We start from the raw sequence: 18500 nt of genomic DNA on the forward strand, positions 1-18500 counted from the left end.
AATTTACGGTCCCTGGCTAGCGGCGGGTCGCGGCTTGGACGAGTCCGGCGACGGCACGGGACCGGCTGTGCGGTGGCCAAGCGATCACCGTCGTCACCCGCGGCGCGTCCAGCACCGGCACGGTGGCGAGATCGGGGCGGAGGTGGGTGCGGGCCGACTCCGGCAGGACCGCCGACGCCCGGCCGAGCGCGATCAGTTGAAGAAGTTGCGTATGGTCTCGAACCCGTGGACCGGGGCCGTCCGGGTAGCTGCCGTCGGGGCCGGGCCAGCGTGGCGAGGGCAGGTCGGGCAGCGCGGTGACGTCGGCCATTCGCAGGTGGGTCCGGCCGGTGAGGGGGTGCCCGGCGGGCAGGAAAACGACCTGGCCCTCCGTGCACAGCTCCTCGGTGTCGAACCCGGCCGTGGCATCGAACGGCAGGTGCAGCAACGCCACGTCGGCCCGCCCGTCGCGCAGCAGCCTTTCCTGCTCGCCGGGCCCGCACAACTGCACATCGACGGTGACCGCGCCGGGTTCGGCGGCGTAGGCGTCGAGCAGTTTCGCCAGCAGTTCGCTGGACGCTCCGGCTTTGGTGACAAGGACAATGCCTGCTTGGCCGGTCGCGGCGAAGGCCGCGCGGCGGGTCCGGCGCTCGGCGGCGTCGACCGCGTCGAGGGCCGCCCGGCCCTCCCGCAGCAGCACCGACCCGGCCTCGGTCAGCGCCACGCCGCGGCTCGTGCGTTCCAACAGCACAGCCCCGAGCCGCCGTTCGAGTTGCCGGATCGCCCGCGACAGCGGGGGCTGCGCGATCCCGAGCCGCTGCGCGGCCCGCCCGAAGTGCAACTCCTCGGCGACCGCGACGAAATACCGCACCTCCCGCGTCTCCACGCCGCCAAGATACCCGCCCGGGTGCTCCGCTGACCTGGATCGATACCCGGAACGTATCGCTGCCCACCCACTTGGTGTTGGCGATGCGGGAGAGGCGCGGGACAGGATCGACGACATGAGCGAACAGACGATCGCGCTGGTCACCGGCGCGAACAAGGGGATCGGGTACGAGATCGCGGCCGGCCTGGGCGCCCTCGGCTGGAGCGTCGGCGTCGGCGCTCGGGACGAACAGCGCCGCGAAGCCGCTGTGGAGAAGCTGCGCGCGGGTGGCGCCGACGCGTTCGGCGTGCCGCTGGACGTGACCGACGACGCGAGCGTGGCCGCCGCCGCCAGGTTGATCGAGGAGCGCGCCGGACGTCTCGACGTGCTCGTCAACAACGCCGGGATAACCGGCAGCGAGCCGCAGCGGCCCACCACGGTGGACCTCGCGACGGTACGAACGGTCGTCGAAACCAACGTGCTCGGCGTAATCCGCGTCACCAACGCGATGCTGCCGCTGCTGCGCCTCTCGGCGTCGCCGCGGATCGTGAACATGTCCAGCGGCGTCGGCTCCCTCACCCGGCAAACCACTCCCGGCGCCGAAACGGGTCCGATTGCCATCGCGTACGCGCCGTCGAAGACGTTCCTCAATGCCGTCACCGTCCAGTACGCCAAGGAACTGGCCGACACGAACGTCCTGATCAACCTCGCCTGCCCCGGCTACTGTGCGACCGACCTCAACGGCTTCCGCGGCGTGCGGACCCCCGAGCAAGGCGCGGCGATCGCGATCCGGCTGGCGACCCTGCCCGATGGCGGACCGACCGGCGGGTTCTTCGACGACGACGGAATGGTGCCCTGGTAACGAACGCGTGCCACCAGGAACGTCGCCTGGAGCCGCAGATCACGATCGGACCGCTCCGCGCTACCGTCCACAGTGGATATGACTCGCCATCGTCATGAGGAATTCTCAGACCGGCCTCGCTACGTTGACCCCATGACATCGGAATACGAGCGGCTGGCCGCGGAGAGGTACGTCCTGGTGACGACCTACCGCCGCACCGGCGACCCGGTCGCCACCCCGACCTGGGTCGCCGGTGACAGCGGCGAGTTGGTCGTGTGGACCGTGCGGCACTCCGGCAAGGTCAAACGCGTCCGGCGGGACCCGGCGGTCCACGTCCAGGCGTGTGACTCGCGCGGTCGCCGGACCCACGGGCTCGAGGTGCCGGGCAGGGCCCGCCTGCTCGACGACGCGGGGTCCGAACGCGTCCGGCGCGCGATCGCCCGGAAGTACGGGTTGGCAGGGCGGGTGACCATGTTCTTCAGCCGCCTGCGCGGCGGCCGCGAACGCACCATCGGCATCGCCATCACTCTCGACGAGCCCTGACCCTGTGTCCCCGCCTCAGCCCCCCGAGTTCCGGCTTCAGCCCCGCGAGTTCCGGCTTCAGGCCGCCGTGTTCCCGCCTCAGGCCCCCGAGTTCCGGCTTCAGGCCCCCGAGTTCCGGCTTCAGGCCCCCGAGTTCCGGCTTCAGGCCCGCGAGTTCCGGCTTCAGGCCGCCGTGTTCCCGCCTCAAGCGCCCGAATTCCCGGTTCGGTGACGGGAGTGCCTATTCGGCGTTGCGCAAGGGGGAAGAACCGACCGCAACCGGAAACTCGGATACGCCAAGTCAGAACTCGCGCCCCCGAAGCCCGAACTCAGACGCCCCAAGCCGGAACTCGCGCCCCCGAAGCCCGAACTCGAACGCCCCAAGCCAGAACTCACGCCCCCGAAGCCCGAACTCAGACGCCCCAAGCCGGAACTCATGCCTTTCAAGCCCGAACTCGAACGCCCCAAGTCAGAACTCGCGCCGCCGAAGCCGGAACTCGGACGCCTCGAGCGAGAACTCGGACGCCTGAGCCGGGGACACGCGGGATTCAGCCGGCGACGGCAGTCAGGGCCTCGGGGAGGGTGAAGGCGCCGGCGTAGAGCGCCTTGCCGACGATGGCGCCTTCGACGCCGTCGCGGGCCAGCCCGGCCAGTGCGCGGAGATCGTCCAAACTCGACACCCCGCCGGAGGCGACCACCGGGGCGTCGGTGCGCGCGGCGACCTCGCTGAGCAGGTCGAGGTTCGGGCCCTTGAGGGTGCCGTCCTTGCTCACGTCGGTGACCACGTACCGCGCGGCGCCGTCGCGGTCGAGGCGTTCGAGGACCTCCCACAGGTCGCCACCGTCCCGTGTCCAGCCGCGCGCCGCGAGCCGGTGCCCCTCGCCGGTGATCCGCACGTCGAGGCCGATCGCCACCCGGTCGCCATGGGCCGCGATGGCCTTGGCGGTCCATTGTGGATCTTCCAGCGCCGCCGTGCCGAGATTGACCCGGCGGGCACCGGTGGACAGCGCGGCCTCGAGCGACTCGTCGTCGCGGATCCCGCCGGACAGCTCCACCTGCACGTCCAGCTTGCCGACGACGTCGGCGAGGAGTTCCCGGTTCGAGCCCTTGCCGAAGGCGGCGTCGAGGTCGACCAGGTGTATCCACTGTGCACCGTCGCGCTGCCAGGCGAGCGCGGCGTCCAGCGGGTCGCCATAGGAGGTCTCGGTACCGGCCGCGCCCTGGACGAGCCGGACGGCCTGGCCGTCGGCCACGTCGACGGCGGGAAGAAGGGTGAAACTCACGCGCCAACTATAGATGGTTGTTCAGAACGCGAGATGCACATGCTTGCTGCCCCATCACAACGGTGTCTTGCGGGGCCTCACACCCCCGACTGGGGGCACGCCCCCAGACCGCTCTGTCTTGCGGGGCTCCGCCCTCACACCCCGACTGAGGGCACGCCCCCCCAGACCGCTGTGTCTTGCGGGGGCTCCGCCCCACACCCCCCAACTGGGGGCACGCCCCCAGACCCCCTCACGTGGGCGGCAGGCAGGCCGCCCCCGTGGTCAACCGGCAGCCCACGAGAAGAAGTCACGGCCTGTCTGCCCGAACACGTTCCGACAACACTGTGGCGGGCTGGGTCACAGCGTTCGCAGCCAGTTCTCCAGCAGGTGGGCGCCGGCGTCCCCGGACTTCTCGGGGTGGAACTGCGTGGCCCACAGCGGGCCGTTCTCGGCGGCGGCCACGAAGTCCTCGCCGTGGTGTGCCCAGGTGACCTTGGGCTGGCAGCCGGGAAGGCCCGAGTCGAGTTCCCACTTCCGGGCCGCGTAGGAGTGCACGAAGTAGAACCGGGTGTCCGCGTCGAGCCCCGCGAACAGTTGCGAATCAGCCGGCGCACGCACCGTGTTCCACCCCATGTGCGGGACGATTTCGGCGTGCAGGCGCTCGACGGTGCCCGGCCACTCCCCGGTGCCCTTGGCCTCCACCCCGTGCTCGACGCCGCGCTCGAACAGGATCTGCATGCCGACGCAGATGCCCAGCACGGGCCGCCCACCGGCCAGACGGGTGCTGATGATCTTGTCGCCGCCGGCCGCCAGCAGACCCGCCATGCACGCCGCGAACGCGCCGACCCCGGGCACGACCAAGCCGTCCGCGGCCAGTGCCGCGCGCCGGTCCGACGTCACCTCGACGTCCGCGCCGACCCGACGCACCGCTCGCTCAGCGGAGCGAAGGTTCCCGGAACCGTAATCAAGAATCACGACGCGAGTCACGCCCACAGTCTAGGGAATGCCGCCACGAGTCCGGTTTGAACCCACCGCGACCAGGGAATACCAGGCTGATGGCGAGGCAGGAAGAAATGCGAGTGTTGCGGGCGGGCAAACCGGATTACGCCGAGAGATCGGCGCCCGCACGCAAGATTGCCCGCCTGTCCGACGAGCTGGCCGACGAGCTGAACCGATTCGACGCGGAACCGCTGCGCCCGGCCGAAATCAACCGGCTACTCACCGGCATAAGCTGCGCCGCCGGGGCACTCACCCGGGTCCTGGACGAGCTGCGCGCCTCGCCGGTGCTGGCCCATGCGGAGAACGACCTCGCCCTGCCCGCCCGCCGGAGCGTCCTGGCGGAGCTGGCCCAGGCCGCCGCCGCGGCCGAGGACCTGATGGTGACATCCGCGGGGCTGAGCCGCGTGCTGCCCCGCGTACTGTCCACAGTGGACTACGTGCCGCCACAGGACCGTCGTTAACCTCGACTTAGGTCGAAGTCACGGTTAGCCTGATGACGTGACCAAGCTTGCCGACCACCTGAGCATCGGTCAGGTCGCGGAACGCAGCGGGGTGCCTCACACCGCGTTGCGGTTCTACGAAGACCGAGGGCTCATCCATGCGGAGCGCTCCAGCGGCAACCAGCGACGCTATCACCGCTCGGTGCTGCGCCGGATCGCCTTCATCCGCGCCGCGCAGCGGGTGGGGCTCAGTCTCGAGGAGATCAGCGCGGCGCTGGCGACCCTGCCCAGGGATCACGCCCCGACCAAGGCGGACTGGGCGCGGCTGTCCCGCGGCTGGCAGAGCGAACTCGACGCGAGGATCGACGCGCTGCAACGGTTGCGTGACCGGTTGACCAGCTGTGTGGGCTGCGGCTGCCTGTCGCTGCGGCATTGCGGGTTGCACAACCCCGACGACAGGCTGGCCCGGTTCGGACCCGGCTCCCCCGTGCTCAAGCCGGCGGCGGAGGGTGGCGCGTAGCCGGGTGCGGATCAGGTATGCGCAGCTCGCCGACGCCGACGCGGTATTCGGGTTGCTTGGGCAGCTCGCCATGAGTTACCGGCCGCAACGGTCCGCGTTCGACCAGAGCTTCGAGCTGCTCCTGTCCGCCATGACCTATGACAGCGCCGATCTTCTCGTCGCCGAGGACGGGGGCACGGTCATCGGTTACGCCCTGACGCGGCGGTTCCCGGTGCTGTACGCGAACGGGCCGGTGAGCGAGCTGCACGAGCTGGTGGTGGACGAGGCGCACCGCGGGCGGGGTGCCGGCCGCCGGCTGGTGGAGGCGGTCATCGCGCGGGCACGCACGGCGGGCGCGGTGGAACTCACCGTGCCGACGCGCCGCGCCCACGACTTTTACCGCAGGTTCGGCTTCGAGGAGACGGCGACGGTGATGAAGCTGCCGCTGCCCCCGGACTGAACGGTGCCGCTACGCCCACCGCCACGCAAGCCACTTGGAATCAGTCTCTAGCCCATGAACCACGCGACGGCGCCGCCGATGGCCAGCAGTGCGCCGATGCCGAGCACGGTGGCCATGAACTTGGCGGTCTTCCAGAGGCTGTAGACGCCACCGATCAGGAAGCCCGCCACGGCCAGCAGGATTATGCCGATTGTTTCCTTGCTCACGATGTTCGTCTTCCGCTCGGCCGACGTGATGAGGGCAACCTACCAAGCACCGCGAGGGATCGCGCTACAGCACGCCCTTTGTGGACGGGATGCCGCCCGCACGAGGGTCGGGCTCGGTGGCGGCGCGCAGCGCTCGCGCGACCGCCTTGTACTGGGCCTCGGCCATGTGGTGCGGGTCGCGGCCGTGCAGCACCCGGACGTGCAGCGCGATCTGGGCGTGGAAGGACAGCGAGTCGAACACGTGCCGGTTCAGCACGAAGGGATAGTTCCCGCCGATCGTGAACGTCGTGAACTCCGGCGGCTCGCCCAGGTGCACGCAGTACGGCCGCCCCGACACGTCGATGGCCGCGTGCGCGAGCGTCTCGTCCATCGGGATCCACGCGTCGCCGAAGCGGCGGATGCCCTTCTTGTCGCCGAGGGCCTGGCGGATCGCCTGGCCCAGCACGATGGCGGTGTCCTCGACGGTGTGGTGCGCGTCGATGTGCACGTCGCCGGTGGCCGTCACCGCGAGGTCCAGGGACGCGTGCACGCCGAACGAGGTCAGCATGTGGTCGAAGAACGGCACACCGGTGGAGATCTCCACCTCGCCGGTGCCGTCCAGGTCGAGCACGACCGAGATCGAGGACTCCTTGGTGGTCCGGGAAACCTTGCCCACCCGCGTCGTCGTTGGGCCGGACACTGTGCCGCTCATCGAGGAATCTCCTTGCTCGCCACCAGGAACGCGTCGTTCTCCTCCGGGGTGCCGATGGTCACCCGCAGATGCCCTTCGACGCCGACGTCACGGATCAGCACCCCGTTGTCCAAATAGGACTGCCAGCTCGCCCGGGTGTCACCGAAGGTGCCGAACAGGATGAAGTTCGCGTCGCTGGGCACCGGGGTGAAGCCCAGTCCGAGCAGGCCTTCGGCCACCCGGTCGCGTTCCGCGGCCAGCTTCGCCACCGTGGCCAGCGTGGCGTCGGCGTGCCGCAGCGCGGCGGACGCGGCGGCCTGCGTGAGCAGCGAAAGGTGGTAGGGCAGCCGGACCAGCTGGAGCGCGTCGACCACCGCGGGGGCGGCCGCGAGGTAACCGAGCCGGCCACCGGCGAACGCGAACGCCTTGCTCATCGTGCGCGAGACGATCAGCTTCGCGGGGTGGTCGCCGAGCAGCCGGGTCGCGCTCGGCTGGGACGAGAACTCGGCATACGCCTCGTCGACCACCACGATGCCGGGTGCGGCGCGTAGCACGAGTTCCAGCTCCGCCAACGGGATCGACCCGCCGGTGGGGTTGTTCGGGCTGGTCACGAACACGACATCCGGCCGGCGCTCGGCGACGATCTCCGCCGCCCGCGGCGTGTCGAGGGTGAAGTCCGCGCGGCGCGGCGCCGGCGCCCATTCGGTGCGGGTACCGGCCGCGATGATCGGGTGCATCGAGTACGACGGCTCGAAGCCGAGTGCGGTCCGGCCCGGCCCGCCGAAGGCCTGCAGGATCTGTTGCAGGATCTCGTTCGAGCCGTTGGCGGCCCACACGTTCCGCTCGGACAGCGGGACGCCGGTCGACGCCGAAAGGTAGGCGGCGAGGCCCTTCCGTAACTCGATCGCGTCGCGGTCGGGGTAGCGGTGCAGCCGGGCGGCCGCCTCGCGGACCGCCCCGGCCACGTCGTCGACCAGTTCTCGCGGCGGCGGGTACGGATTCTCGTTGGTGTTGAGCCGAACGGGCACGTCCAGTTGCGGGGCGCCGTAGGGGCTGCGACCCCGCAGGTCTTCGCGCAACGGCAGGTCGTCGAGCGTCACGTCCTCGATCACCGGGCGCCCTCCGGGAACCGCGCCGTCACGGCTTCGCCGTGCGCCGGCAGGTCCTCGGCGTTGGCCAGTGCGACCACCTGGCCGGCGACCTCGCGCAACGCCTCGCGCCGGTATTCGATCACGTGGATGCCGCGCAGGAAGCTCTGCACGGAAAGGCCCGACGAGTGCCGCGCGAACCCACCGGTCGGCAGGACGTGGTTCGACCCGGCGCAGTAGTCACCCAGAGACACCGGCGCGTACGGGCCGACGAACACCGCGCCCGCGTTGCGTACCCGGGCCGCGACGGCGCTCGCGTCCTTCGTCTGGATCTCCAGGTGCTCGGCGGCGTAGGCGTCCACCACGCGCAGCCCGTCGTCCACTGTGGACACCAAGATGGTGCCGGACTGGCGGCCGCGCAAGGCCTGGCCGACCCGCTCGGTGTGCTTGGTCGCGGCCACCCGGGTGGCCAGCTCGGCGTCGACCGCGTCGGCCAGCTCTTCGGAGGTGGTGACCAGGACGCTCGCGGCCAGGGTGTCGTGCTCGGCCTGGCTGATCAGGTCCGCGGCCACGTGCGCGGGATCGGCCGTCTCGTCGGCGAGAATCGCGATCTCGGTCGGCCCGGCCTCGGCGTCGATGCCGATCAGGCCGCGCAGCATGCGCTTCGCCGCGGTCAGGAAGATGTTGCCCGGACCGGTGACCAGGTCCACCGGGGCGAGTTCCGCGCCGTCGGTGTCCGTGCCGCCATAAGCGAGCAGCGCGACCGCGAGCGCGCCGCCGACCGCCCACACCTCCTCCACGTCGAGCAGCGCGGCCGCCGCGAGGACGGTCGGGTGCGGGAGGCCGTCGAACTCGGCCTGCGGCGGCGAGCACAGCACCAGCGAGCCCACCCCGGCGGCCTGCGCCGGGACGACGTTCATCACCACGCTCGACGGGTAGACGGCCAGGCCGCCCGGCGCGTACAGGCCGACCCGCTCGACCGGCACCCAGCGCTCGGTCACCGTGCCGCCCTCGGTCACCGTGGTGGTGACGTCGGTGCGCCGCTGGTCCGCGTGCACTTTCCGGGCCCGGGCGATGGATTCGTCGAGTGCCGCGTGCACCCCTGCGTCCAGCTCGGACAGTGCCCGGGCCAGCGCCGCGGCCGGCACCCGGACGGTGGCCGGGCGCACCCGGTCGAACTTCTCGGTGTAGTCCAGCACCGCGTCGACGCCGCGGTCTCGCACCGCCTCCACCACCGGCCGCACCTGATGCACGGCCTCGTCCACGTCGATCTCGGCGCGCGGCAGCGTGGCGCGCAGTTCGGCGGCTGACGGGACCCGTCCACGCAGGTCGATGCGGCTTAACATGGCTCCAGGGTACGAGCCGGGAGCCGCCCGGCGACCAGGGAGGTGTCCGTGCTGTCGATCGCCTTGTGCCAGCTCACATCCAGCGACATTCCCGCCGAGAATCTGGAGGCCATCCGGCATGGCGTGGCCAGGGCCGCGGCCGGGGGCGCGCGGGTGGTGGTCTTCCCGGAAGCGGCGATGGCCCGCTTCGGCGGGCCGCTCAAGCCGCTTGCCGAGCCGCTGGAAGGCCCCTGGGCGAAGGGGGTGGCCGCGATCGCCGACGAGCACGAAGTCCTCGTGGTGGCCGGGATGTTCACCCCGGCCGAGGACGGCCGGGTGCGCAACACGCTGCTGGTCACCGGGCTCGGCCGGCACCTGGGGTACCACAAGATCCACCTCTATGACGCGTTCGGCTTCCGCGAGTCGGACACCGTGGCACCCGGCGACGAACCGGTCACGCTGGCCGTCGACGGCATCACGCTCGGCCTCGCCACCTGCTACGACATCCGCTTCCCCGAACTGTTCCGCGCGCTGGCCGACCGGGGCGCGGCGGCCGTGGTGGTGCCGACCTCCTGGGGCGCGGGCGAGGGCAAGCGCGAGCAGTGGGAGGTGCTGGTGCGGGCCCGCGCACTCGACTCCGGATGCTGGGTGCTCGGCTGCGGGCAGGCCGATCCCGTCGCGACCGGTGTCGAGGTCAACCCGAAGGCACCGACCGGGATCGGCTACTCGACCGTTGCCGACGGCTTCGGCCGCGTGCACGCACAACTCGGCCCCGGACCGGACCTGGTCGTGGTCGAAGTGGACCCGGCGGTGACGGAACGGGCGCGCACCGCTACCGGGGCGCTGGCGAACCGACGGCTGGGTTGAGCGGCGCCGGCACCTGTTCGGCCGGCTGACCTGGCGCGGGATGGCTGTTCCGCCACGAGAGCATCGCGATACCGGCGATCATCGTGACCGCGGCGATCAGTTCACCCGAAAGCACCGCCGCCCCGGTGGAAACCGACTCGCCCATCCACCACACCCCGATCACCACGCCCACCAGCGGGTCGACGGTGGTGATCACGGCCAGCGCCGGGGCGATCAACTGTCCCTGCTGGAAAGTGTTCTGCGACAACAGGAAGCCGATCGGCCCGATCACGCACACCACGTACAGCGGCCAGTCGGTGAACGTGGCCAGCCAGCCGGCACGCAGGTCGTCGGCGACCAGCTTCATCAGCCCGGCGGTGACGCCGTACAACACACCGGTGGCCAGTGCCAGGCCGAGCACCCGGGTCGGCCCGGCGACCAGCCAGGACCAGCCGAGACCGCCCAGCGCGACCAGGCCGAGCACGACCGTGAGCAGCACCACCTCACCCGCGGGCGGCAGCTGGGCGGTGCCGTCGCTGGGCCGCGCCAGCATCAGGAACCCGGACAGCCCGGCGATGCAGACCAGCGTGCCGAGCAGGACCAGACCGTCGGGCCTGCGGTGAGCGAACCAGGCCGCGAACACGCTCGCGAACGGCAGCGCCGTCACCAGCAGCGGCTGCACGAGGATCAGTGGCCCGAAGCCGAGCGACACCAGTTGCAGACCGAGACCGGCCACCGTCGCCCCGATGCCGACCAGCCAAAGCGGACGGCGCGCCAGATCCAGCAGTAACCTGGGATGCAAGGTCCTTTCCAGCGGCACCTGTTTGGTCGCCCTCGCCTGTGCCGCGCTGGCCAACCCCATGAAACCCGCCCCCACGATCGCGGCAGGCACCGCCACCGCCAGATTTGCCCAGCTCTCGGCCATCCCTCACCTCCTGTACCGTGCAACGTGATGGTGTCTCGCGCGTCTTCCGGATATGAGCGAAGACGTGCTGACCGCCACACACCGGCGACCGGCCCGTGACGACCCCGACGTAACGGACGGATCCGCCGACCAGGCCCAGCCGATGTGGATTTCACAACCCGGCCGGGTACATTGAGCCAACTCCGCCGAGGATGCCTCCGCCCCGAAAGAGACAACCAGGCCTATGCCACCTCACCTCACCGTGCACCTGCCCAACTTCAGCTCACTGATCAAACAGGGCGCCCAGCACCTGCTCGAATCGACGATCGTTCCGCTGGGCCTGTTCTACCTGCTGCTGATCACCGTCGGCTTCAACGGCGGACTGATCGCCGCCCTGTCCTGGTCGATGTTGGCGCTGGTGCGCAGGGCCGTGCTGCGCAAGCCGATCCCCGCGGTGCTGGTGCTCACCACCGGTTTACTCGTCGGCCGCACCGTGCTGGGCCTGATGACGGGCAGCGTGTTCCTGTACTTCCTGCAGCCGACCCTGCAGAACTTCCTCGTCGCCGCCGTGCTGGTCGGTTCGCTGCCGTTCGGCCGCCCGTTCATCGCCAAGCTGGCCGACGACTTCTGCGCGTTCCCGGCCGCCTTCCGTGAGCATCCCCGCGTGCTCCGGATCTTCCGGCGGCTGTCCCTGTTCTGGGCGTTGGTGTTCATCACCAATGGCGCCACCACGCTGTGGATGCTCGCCAAGGCGACCGTGGGTGACTTTCTGATGGTTTCGACCGCCGGTTCGTGGACCGTCGTCGGTCTCGCCATCATCGTGTCGCTGCTGTGGTTCCGCCGGGCGCTGCGCGGCGAGGGAATCGTCCTGCGGATGGGTCCCGCGGCGGCCACCGCCTCCTGATCCCCCCCCCGCCCACGCCTGTTCTGTGCGGGGCTCAGGGCTCTCACACGTTGTCGGCCACGGTTGAGGTCGGGGTGTTGAGAATGCCGTCGAACGCGTCGAGGACGGGCGTGTGCAAGTAGGCGCTTTGTATCCGGATGCGGTCGGGGCCGACTGAAGCCTCGGTGCGCGCCGGGCGAAGATCGGCGATGCTGAGCCCGAGATCGGCATCGGTGAAGGCGGCTTCGATGCTTCCCGGCTCGGGTGGTTGTAGTGCGGTGTTGTCGACGGCGAAGCCGAAGCGCGCGTTCTCGTCGGGGCGCATGTCGGCGGTGTGCCCGGTAGGGCTTGACAGGCCGAGGGCGAAGTACTTATCGCCGATTGCGTTGTGCAGGTACTGCCCCATGGGCAGCCCCGTGAGGTGCCCGTTGAAGGAGATCGATGCCTTCTGAATGTGGGCGTTGTGGGCGGCCAGCACGATCCGGGTCTCGGGTCCCAGCCGCTCCAGCTGCCACCGGACCGACTCGGCCAGGTAGAGATCACGGGCCGAGGTGTCGGCGGTTAGTCCGGTTCCGGCGTAAAGCTCGGCCATGGAGCGGAAGTGGTGGTTCCCGTAGCAGGCGCCTTCGAGGCGACGTAGGGCGATGTCATAGCTGCGTTGGTCACTACGGGAGACATACAGCGACTCGACAGCGCGGAACCGGATGAGCAGGCGCGTCAGGATCGCGCTGAGGGCGTCCTGTTCCGCGGTGGTCAACCGGGTCCAGGCCGGTGCGGCCGAGGCCGCCGAGGCACCGGCGAACGATTCGGCGATCCGCATTGCCGCCTCGGCCGCCGGTACGGTTTCCGGATCGATCCGGCGCAGGTAGTCGGCGACCGGGGACAGGGCGGGAAGCAAGGACCCACCGGCCGCCGGGATGTCGATCCCGGCGAACCGCACCGGCTTCGCGGCCGTGGCGTTGTGCCGGCGCATCCAGCGCAGCGGCTCATCGATTCCCACGGGGATCGTCGCGGCGAGGTGGGTTGCCAGGTCATCGTCGGTGCCCTCGCCCTGAGCCCAGGCGTCAAGGGGGAAGCCTTCGCTGAAGCCGTATTCGAAGGCCAGGACGGTGAAACCACAGCGTTCGACCAGGAACCGCAGGATGCGCTGGCGCATGAGGGAGAACTCGTTGATGAAGTGGGAACTCTCGCCGATCGCGACGACGCGTGCGTCGCCGACGATGCCGCGCAGAGGTTCGAGGTCATCGAGCGGCGCCGCCGGGTCGAGGTGGGTGAGCGGGACGGCGTGGTCTCCAAGCCAGCCGGCGAACGAATTCTGGCCGGAGGTATCAGGCATGCTAATGACTCGTTTCTCCAAGTACTGGTACTGCGAAATCCTGGAACGGGAGTGGATCACCGGGGCGCGGGCGCGGCGTTCTCCAGGTCGTCGATGCTGCCCGAAGAGATCGTGCGGATGTGTTCGGTGATGTGCTCCAGCGGCCAGTCCCACCAGGCCACGTCCAGCAGGCGGTCGATCTCGGCATCGCTGTAGCGGCGACGGATCAGCTTGGCCGGGTTGCCGCCGACAATGCCGTAGTCGGGGACGTCGTCGACGACGACGGAACCGGAAGCAACGATCGCTCCGTCACCGATCCGGACGCCGGGCATCACCATGGTCCGGTAACCGAGCCAGACATCGTTGCCCACCACGGTGTCACCCCGTCCGGGCAGACCGGTGATGAGGTCGAAGTGCTCGGCCCAGGAACCACCCATGATCGGGAACGGGAACGTCGAGGGGCCATCCATACGGTGGTTGGCGCCGTTCATGATGAACCGCACACCCTCCCCCAACGCGCAGAACTTCCCGATGATCAGTTTCTCCGGCCCGTAGTGGTACAGCACATTGCGGGTCTCGAACGCGGTCGGATCATCCGGATCGTCGTAGTAGGAGAACTCCCCGACCTCGATCAGCGGCGAGGTGACCAGCGGCTTCAGCAGCACCACCCGCGGCTGCCCTGGCATCGGATGCACCACGGTCGGGTCGGCGGGAACAGCGGGCATGAAGAACTACTTCCTTCCCAGATGCCGGGCGAAACGTGGGTGGGTTCAGCGCCACTAACGCGACAATTGTTACATTAAAAGCTAACACAACGCCGTCCACCGACGAACCGGATAACCAGTGATGAATGCCTCAGCGCCACGATCCGAGGACGCCCGGCCGGCACAGGCGACCCAGCGCCGCCCCGGTGGCCGTACCGCACGTATTCGTGCGCAGGTACTCGGCGCGGTCCGCGCGGAGCTTGGAGAGCGCGGTTATGACGGGCTCACCATGGAGTCAGTCGCCGCGCGCGCGGGCGTGCATCGCGCAACCGTGTACCGGCGTTGGGGGGACGTCGGCGGCTTGCTCGCCGATGTCCTCGATGCGGCGGGCGAGGACGACTGGCAACCCCCGGACACCGGCTCGTTGAGCGACGACCTGGCAGCACTGAACCATGAGATCCAGGCAGCGCTGACCGCGCAGCCGCCGATCGTCACCGCCCTGATCGCCGCTTCATTCCGCTCCGAAAAAGCCAGCTGCGCCCAACAGCGGCTTTTCCAGGACCGCTACGCCCAGTGCGAGATCATCGTCAGCCGGGCGATCCGGCGCGGCGAGCTCCTGCCGGACACTGACGCGCGGCGGCTACTCATCGCCGCCACCGCGCCGGTGTACCACCAGCTGGTACTTCTCCGGATACCGCCCGACCCGCACCTACCCGGCCACGCGGCCAGAACCGCCGCTCTCGCCGCGTCCGCCGGAGCGTTCGCGGAGCCCCCATCAGCCGAGCCCCCATCAGTTGGCGGCACCTGACCGGACCCCCGCGCGGAACATCCTCGGCGCCGAACCGGTCACCGTGGCCATCACGCCACGTGCCGGAGTCGCCGGAAGCAGAACCAGGTGAGCAGTGCCGACAGCGCGACGAAGAACCCGAGTTCGGTCCACTGCAAGGGCCAGAAACGGAAGCCCGGCTGGTAGGCCAGATGCTGCTGGTAACCACGCTCACCCAGCTGTTCCACGCATTTTTCGATGGAATCGATATCCGGTACCTGCGACGGGGCGCCCTGGCCCGGACGCGGCATACAGCCCTGCACGAAGTCGGGCAGTCGCGAGACCGTGTTTCCCGCGGGATCCACGGTCTCGTTCGCCAGCTCCCACGCACCGGCGGGTTTGCGGACCGAGATCGACTCGAGCCCCTGAGCGTCCCCTCTGATCCCGGTGATGTTCGGTGCAGTGATCGCGACCGTTTCGTTCACCGCGGGCAGGATGTGCGGACGGACCAGGAGCGGGACGGCCAGCTGCACGGCGGCGAACAGGACGAGGGTCACCGCCATCGCGGCCACGGTGCGGCGCAACACGATCCCGACCGCGACACCGAGGACGAACGCGAACGCCGCGTAGCCGATGGGCACGATGCCGCGCGCGGCGAACACCACCGGCGACATCCAGTTCAGCATCGACCGGTCCGTGGACTGGTTCGCCAGCGCGTCGATGGGGCTGGCCCACCAGGTGACCGCCAGGCTCAGCAGGCCGGCCGCGATCATCGCGCCCAGCACACCGGCCCCGAGCTTCGTCGCGAGCCACCGCTTGCGCGTGATCGTCTGGTTCCACACCAGGCTGTGCGTGCCGCTCTCCAGCTCACGCGTGACCAGTGGCACACCCCAGAACACGCCGACGATCGCCGGCAGCAGATACATCAGGAGGCTCGTGCCGACGTAAAGGAAGTCCGAATCGGAGAAGTCGGTCCGTCCGACCAGCTGTGGTCCGGTGATCCCCAGCAGCACACCGACCGCCACCAGGCCGGCGAAAACGGTAAGCGCGGACACCCGGAACTGGCGCCAGGTCAACCAGGTCATCGCAGAACCTCCAATGCGGGACGGGCGGTGACCGGGTTGGTCATGTACTCCAGGACGACGTCTTCGAGCGTGAGCCCGCTGACGGTCCACGCGGGGTCGAGAATCGGCGCCTCGGTGCGGACCAGCACGGTGGTCTGCCGATCGGTGTGGCGCGCGGAAATGACGTGCTGATCGGAGGGCAGCGTGTCCAGCTCCCGGCGCGGCCCGGTCAGCCGGTGGTGGGTGGCGAGCAGATCGTCGATGTCGCCGGCGATCCGCACCTGCGAGTCCACCAGCACGATCAGGTGGTCACAGACCCGTTCCAGGTCGGCGACGAGGTGCGAAGACATCACGACGGACAGCCCGTGCTCGGCGACCGCCTCCATGAGGTCGGCCAGGAACTCCCGGCGCGCGAGCGGGTCGAGCGCGGCGACCGGCTCGTCGAGCAGCAGCAGTTCCGGCCGCTTGGCGATGCCGATGGTGAGCGCGAGCTGGGCGCGCTGGCCGCCGGAAAGCTTGCCGGCGTGCTGCTTCGGGTCCAGCCCGATCCGCTCGATGCGTTTGCGGGCCAGGTCGTCGTCCCAGCGCGGGTTCAGCCGGGCGCCCAGATGCAGGTGGTCTTCGACGGTCAGCCCGCCGTAGACGGGCGTGTTCTGCGCGACGTAGCCGACCTTGGCCAGCTGGGCCGCGCCGCTGCCCGGCGTCCCGCCGCACACCTCGATCGTGCCCGTGGTCGGTTCGAGCATGCCGGACGCGATGTTCAGCAGCGTCGACTTGCCCGCGCCGTTCGGTCCGACGAGGCCGGTCACGTGCCCGCCCCCGATTTCGAGCGTGCAGTCGGCCAACGCCCATCTGCGCTTGTACTTCTTGCCCAGTCCCCGGGCACGCAGCACGGTCACGCTATTTCCTCTCGTTCGGATTCGCGAAACGTCGACATCAACAGGGCCTCGATGCTCTCCTCGTCGAGGCCGGCCTTGCGGGCCTTGGCCAGCCAGCGCCGCAGGTCCCGCCGCAACGGCCCGAGCACGGCGAAGGAGTTGCCGCCGAGCGTCGCCGTCACGAACGTCCCCACCCCGGGCCTGGCCGCGACGAGCCCGTCGTGCTCCAACTCCCGGTAGGCCTTGAGCACCGTGTTCGGGTTGATCGCGAGATCGGCGACCACGTCCTTGACCTTCGGGAGCTGGTCACCCTGCTGCAGCACCCCCAGGCGCAGCGCGTGCCGTACCTGCTGGACCAGCTGTTGATACGGCGAAAGGCCGGATCTGCCGTCCAGGTGGAACTCAATCACCAGCACCTCCATTTATCTAGTTAGCTAGTACTATAGCTATGCCAGAATGGCGGCGCCAGCACGACCCCGGCCGCGACGAGGTTGGGCGCCAGGTGATCTTTCAAAGCGGCGGAGCCGCTTGCTGTGGGCCGTCCGCTTGCACCGCCACGCAAGCCACTCCAATGCAGGCTCTAGTCTCTGGCGGGTGAGTTGGGATGAAGGGCGACTGCTGGCCTTGGAAGTCGACGCGATCTTCGGCCTGTCGCCGGGCCCGGAAAGCTCCGAACCAACCCTGAAAGATCCATCGCTGCTGGCGGTATGGGCTTGGTCCCCGCGAGCGCGTCTCCTCGCGCTGGCGCCCGGGCTCGAGCTTGGCGGCCCCGTCGATGGTATGGACCAGGCCTACCGCCCCGGCCAACGGCCTGACGCACTTCACCACTTGGCCGCGTCCTTCGACGACCGGACGGTGTCGATCGAGGGCGGCCCGTCGTTCGTCTTCCCCGAGCGGCTCACCGACCCCGGCCCGGCCCCGCTGCCCATCATCGTCTCGACCATCGACGGCCGGGACGCCGCTCGGCAGCTGATCCGGCCCGGCAACTGGGAGCCCGGCGAGTGGCAGGAACTGATCGACGGTCGTTTCGGTGAGTGGGCAATGGCCGTGTCCGGCAATGAACCGGTGTCGATCTGTCACACTCCCGCGTCGAACGCCGCCGCCGCGGAGGCGGGCATCTGGACCCGCCCCGACTTCCGCGGCAAGCGCATCGCCCCGGCCGTGGTCTCGGCCTGGTCCCGGCTGGAGCGGCGCAACAGGGCCGTGCTCTTCTACAGCACCAGCGCCGACAACCACGCATCCCAGTCGGTCGCGCGTACGCTCGGTCTCACCCCGCTGGGCTGGCTCTGGAAAGCACGGTGAAACAGCGTGCTCAGGTGATGCCTTCCTCGATGGCCAGGCGAGTCAGTTCCGGACGACGGCGGCGGCCGGTCTTGTCCCGGATCCGTTCCAGGTAGGAGCGCACGGTCCGGACACTGATCGCCATGGCCTCGGCGATGTCGGCGTCCCGTTCCCCGGCCGCGAGCAGCGAGAGCACCTGGCGTTCCCGTTCGGACAGCAGGCTTCGCACACCGCGCGCGGAGTTCAGCAGGAACGACGCCAGCGTCGGGGAAACGTAGGTGTTCCCGGCCGCGATCTCGCGGACCGCGTGCAGGATGTCCTCGCCGTCCGCGGCCTTGGACAGGTAACCGCGGGCGCCGGCCGAGATCGCGCCGAGCACCTCCTCCTGGCCGGCGTGCGCCGAAACGACGAGCACCTTGTGCCCCATGCTGACGACCTTGTGCACGGCCGCCGCGTCGGTGACCCCGCGCAGTTTCAGGTCCAGCACCACCACGCACCCGGCGGGCTCGCCCGCAACCGCGAAGCCCGGGACCGAGTCGGAGACCGGGCCGAGGTCGATGTCGTCGGCGTCACTGAGCACCCGGGCTACGGCAGCCCGGTAAAGCGGATGGTCCTCGATCACCCCAGCGCGGATCATCTTCGCCTCCTGTGGGCAGTTTCCCGGCGGGAAAGGCCTTGCCCGGAAGTTTATTATTCAACGGAA

Annotated in this window: 23 protein-coding genes; 9 read left to right on the forward strand and 14 right to left on the reverse strand. The window is 69.7% G+C overall.

The window, feature by feature from the left end:
* Window positions 1-16 precede the first annotated feature (16 nt).
* A complete protein-coding gene (locus A3CU_RS0116480; RefSeq protein WP_027943243.1) occupies window positions 17-865 on the reverse strand; it encodes a LysR family transcriptional regulator in 849 nt (282 codons plus the stop codon).
* Between the two features lie 115 nt (window positions 866-980).
* On the opposite strand from A3CU_RS0116480, the gene A3CU_RS0116485 reads away from it, so the two are divergent.
* Together A3CU_RS0116485 and A3CU_RS0116490 are read left to right on the forward strand one after the other, a co-directional pair.
* Window positions 981-1706, forward strand: coding sequence for an SDR family oxidoreductase (locus A3CU_RS0116485; protein ID WP_027943244.1), 726 nt, complete (start codon window positions 981-983; stop codon window positions 1704-1706).
* Window positions 1707-1838: 132 nt separating this feature from the next.
* Complete coding sequence (locus tag A3CU_RS0116490; RefSeq protein ID WP_027943245.1) at window positions 1839-2228, forward strand: PPOX class F420-dependent oxidoreductase; 390 nt, start codon at window positions 1839-1841, stop codon at window positions 2226-2228.
* A gap of 527 nt (window positions 2229-2755) precedes the next feature.
* Here A3CU_RS0116490 and priA read toward each other — a convergent pair.
* Window positions 2756-3490: a bifunctional 1-(5-phosphoribosyl)-5-((5-phosphoribosylamino)methylideneamino)imidazole-4-carboxamide isomerase/phosphoribosylanthranilate isomerase PriA gene (gene priA, locus A3CU_RS0116500; RefSeq protein WP_027943247.1), complete on the reverse strand. Its 735-nt coding sequence runs from the start codon at window positions 3488-3490 to the stop codon at window positions 2756-2758.
* A 336-nt stretch (window positions 3491-3826) separates the two neighbouring features.
* Window positions 3827-4456 carry an imidazole glycerol phosphate synthase subunit HisH gene (hisH, locus tag A3CU_RS0116505; RefSeq protein WP_156960393.1) on the reverse strand — a complete coding sequence of 210 codons (630 nt, stop codon included), beginning with the start codon at window positions 4454-4456 and terminating at the stop codon, window positions 3827-3829.
* A gap of 68 nt (window positions 4457-4524) precedes the next feature.
* Here hisH and A3CU_RS45045 point away from each other — a divergent pair, with 68 nt between their 5' ends.
* Genes A3CU_RS45045 through A3CU_RS0116520 form a run of 3 tightly spaced genes read left to right on the forward strand, consistent with a single transcriptional unit; the run spans window position 4525 to window position 5867 of the window.
* Window positions 4525-4929 (forward strand): hypothetical protein, encoded by a 405-nt coding sequence (locus tag A3CU_RS45045; RefSeq protein WP_156960394.1) that lies wholly within the window; start codon window positions 4525-4527, stop codon window positions 4927-4929.
* A gap of 37 nt (window positions 4930-4966) precedes the next feature.
* The gene (gene soxR, locus A3CU_RS0116515; protein ID WP_027943249.1) at window positions 4967-5428 is read left to right on the forward strand and encodes a redox-sensitive transcriptional activator SoxR; all 462 of its coding nucleotides are present in this window, start codon (window positions 4967-4969) and stop codon (window positions 5426-5428) included.
* Window positions 5429-5432: 4 nt separating this feature from the next.
* Window positions 5433-5867: a GNAT family N-acetyltransferase gene (locus tag A3CU_RS0116520; protein ID WP_027943250.1), complete on the forward strand. Its 435-nt coding sequence runs from the start codon at window positions 5433-5435 to the stop codon at window positions 5865-5867.
* 47 nt (window positions 5868-5914) lie between these two features.
* Here the strand turns inward: A3CU_RS0116520 and A3CU_RS53505 are convergent, their stop codons facing one another.
* The 4 genes from A3CU_RS53505 to hisD all read right to left on the reverse strand — a co-directional run bounded on the left by A3CU_RS53505 (window position 5915) and on the right by hisD (window position 9177).
* Entirely contained in the window at window positions 5915-6073 is a 159-nt protein-coding gene (locus A3CU_RS53505) for a hypothetical protein (RefSeq protein WP_169739641.1), read from the reverse strand.
* Between the two features lie 64 nt (window positions 6074-6137).
* A complete protein-coding gene (gene hisB / locus A3CU_RS0116530) occupies window positions 6138-6764 on the reverse strand; it encodes an imidazoleglycerol-phosphate dehydratase HisB (protein WP_027943251.1) in 627 nt (208 codons plus the stop codon).
* A complete protein-coding gene (locus A3CU_RS0116535) occupies window positions 6761-7855 on the reverse strand; it encodes a histidinol-phosphate transaminase (RefSeq protein ID WP_027943252.1) in 1095 nt (364 codons plus the stop codon). The genes hisB and A3CU_RS0116535 overlap by 4 nt, the downstream gene beginning before the upstream one ends.
* Window positions 7852-9177 (reverse strand): histidinol dehydrogenase, encoded by a 1326-nt coding sequence (hisD, locus tag A3CU_RS0116540; protein ID WP_027943253.1) that lies wholly within the window; start codon window positions 9175-9177, stop codon window positions 7852-7854. The genes A3CU_RS0116535 and hisD overlap by 4 nt, the downstream gene beginning before the upstream one ends.
* Before the next feature lie 48 nt (window positions 9178-9225).
* On the opposite strand from hisD, the gene A3CU_RS0116545 reads away from it, so the two are divergent.
* Entirely contained in the window at window positions 9226-10023 is a 798-nt protein-coding gene (locus tag A3CU_RS0116545; protein ID WP_027943254.1) for a carbon-nitrogen hydrolase family protein, read from the forward strand.
* On the opposite strand, the gene A3CU_RS45050 is transcribed toward A3CU_RS0116545, so the two are convergent.
* Window positions 9989-10927 carry a DMT family transporter gene (locus A3CU_RS45050; RefSeq protein ID WP_052371780.1) on the reverse strand — a complete coding sequence of 313 codons (939 nt, stop codon included), beginning with the start codon at window positions 10925-10927 and terminating at the stop codon, window positions 9989-9991. The genes A3CU_RS0116545 and A3CU_RS45050 overlap by 35 nt on opposite strands.
* A 223-nt stretch (window positions 10928-11150) precedes the next feature.
* On the opposite strand from A3CU_RS45050, the gene A3CU_RS0116555 reads away from it, so the two are divergent.
* Window positions 11151-11810 carry a VC0807 family protein gene (locus A3CU_RS0116555; protein WP_043841329.1) on the forward strand — a complete coding sequence of 220 codons (660 nt, stop codon included), beginning with the start codon at window positions 11151-11153 and terminating at the stop codon, window positions 11808-11810.
* Window positions 11811-11853: 43 nt separating this feature from the next.
* Here the strand turns inward: A3CU_RS0116555 and A3CU_RS0116560 are convergent, their stop codons facing one another.
* Window positions 11854-13125: an erythromycin esterase family protein gene (locus A3CU_RS0116560; RefSeq protein ID WP_027943256.1), complete on the reverse strand. Its 1272-nt coding sequence runs from the start codon at window positions 13123-13125 to the stop codon at window positions 11854-11856.
* Window positions 13126-13181: 56 nt separating this feature from the next.
* The gene (locus A3CU_RS0116565; RefSeq protein ID WP_027943257.1) at window positions 13182-13829 is read right to left on the reverse strand and encodes a CatB-related O-acetyltransferase; all 648 of its coding nucleotides are present in this window, start codon (window positions 13827-13829) and stop codon (window positions 13182-13184) included.
* Window positions 13830-13950: 121 nt separating this feature from the next.
* Here A3CU_RS0116565 and A3CU_RS0116570 point away from each other — a divergent pair, with 121 nt between their 5' ends.
* Window positions 13951-14616, forward strand: a complete 666-nt coding sequence (locus A3CU_RS0116570) for a TetR/AcrR family transcriptional regulator (protein ID WP_027943258.1) — start codon at window positions 13951-13953, stop codon at window positions 14614-14616.
* 50 nt (window positions 14617-14666) lie between these two features.
* Here the strand turns inward: A3CU_RS0116570 and A3CU_RS0116575 are convergent, their stop codons facing one another.
* From A3CU_RS0116575 to A3CU_RS0116585, 3 genes are read right to left on the reverse strand one after another with little or no spacing between them, the layout of a single operon-like run.
* Window positions 14667-15659, reverse strand: a complete 993-nt coding sequence (locus A3CU_RS0116575) for an ABC transporter permease subunit (RefSeq protein WP_027943259.1) — start codon at window positions 15657-15659, stop codon at window positions 14667-14669.
* Complete coding sequence (locus A3CU_RS0116580; RefSeq protein ID WP_027943260.1) at window positions 15656-16537, reverse strand: ABC transporter ATP-binding protein; 882 nt, start codon at window positions 16535-16537, stop codon at window positions 15656-15658. Before A3CU_RS0116580 ends, A3CU_RS0116575 begins: the two co-directional genes overlap by 4 nt.
* Window positions 16534-16926 carry a GntR family transcriptional regulator gene (locus tag A3CU_RS0116585; RefSeq protein ID WP_245617122.1) on the reverse strand — a complete coding sequence of 131 codons (393 nt, stop codon included), beginning with the start codon at window positions 16924-16926 and terminating at the stop codon, window positions 16534-16536. The genes A3CU_RS0116580 and A3CU_RS0116585 overlap by 4 nt, the downstream gene beginning before the upstream one ends.
* A 184-nt stretch (window positions 16927-17110) precedes the next feature.
* On the opposite strand from A3CU_RS0116585, the gene A3CU_RS0116590 reads away from it, so the two are divergent.
* Window positions 17111-17818: a GNAT family N-acetyltransferase gene (locus A3CU_RS0116590; RefSeq protein WP_027943262.1), complete on the forward strand. Its 708-nt coding sequence runs from the start codon at window positions 17111-17113 to the stop codon at window positions 17816-17818.
* Between the two features lie 10 nt (window positions 17819-17828).
* Here the strand turns inward: A3CU_RS0116590 and A3CU_RS0116595 are convergent, their stop codons facing one another.
* Window positions 17829-18434, reverse strand: a complete 606-nt coding sequence (locus A3CU_RS0116595) for a LuxR C-terminal-related transcriptional regulator (RefSeq protein ID WP_027943263.1) — start codon at window positions 18432-18434, stop codon at window positions 17829-17831.
* Between the last annotated feature and the right edge of the window lie 66 nt (window positions 18435-18500).

Origin of the sequence: Amycolatopsis taiwanensis DSM 45107, assembly GCF_000519205.1 — a bacterium.
Lineage (GTDB): Bacteria > Actinomycetota > Actinomycetes > Mycobacteriales > Pseudonocardiaceae > Amycolatopsis_E > Amycolatopsis_E taiwanensis.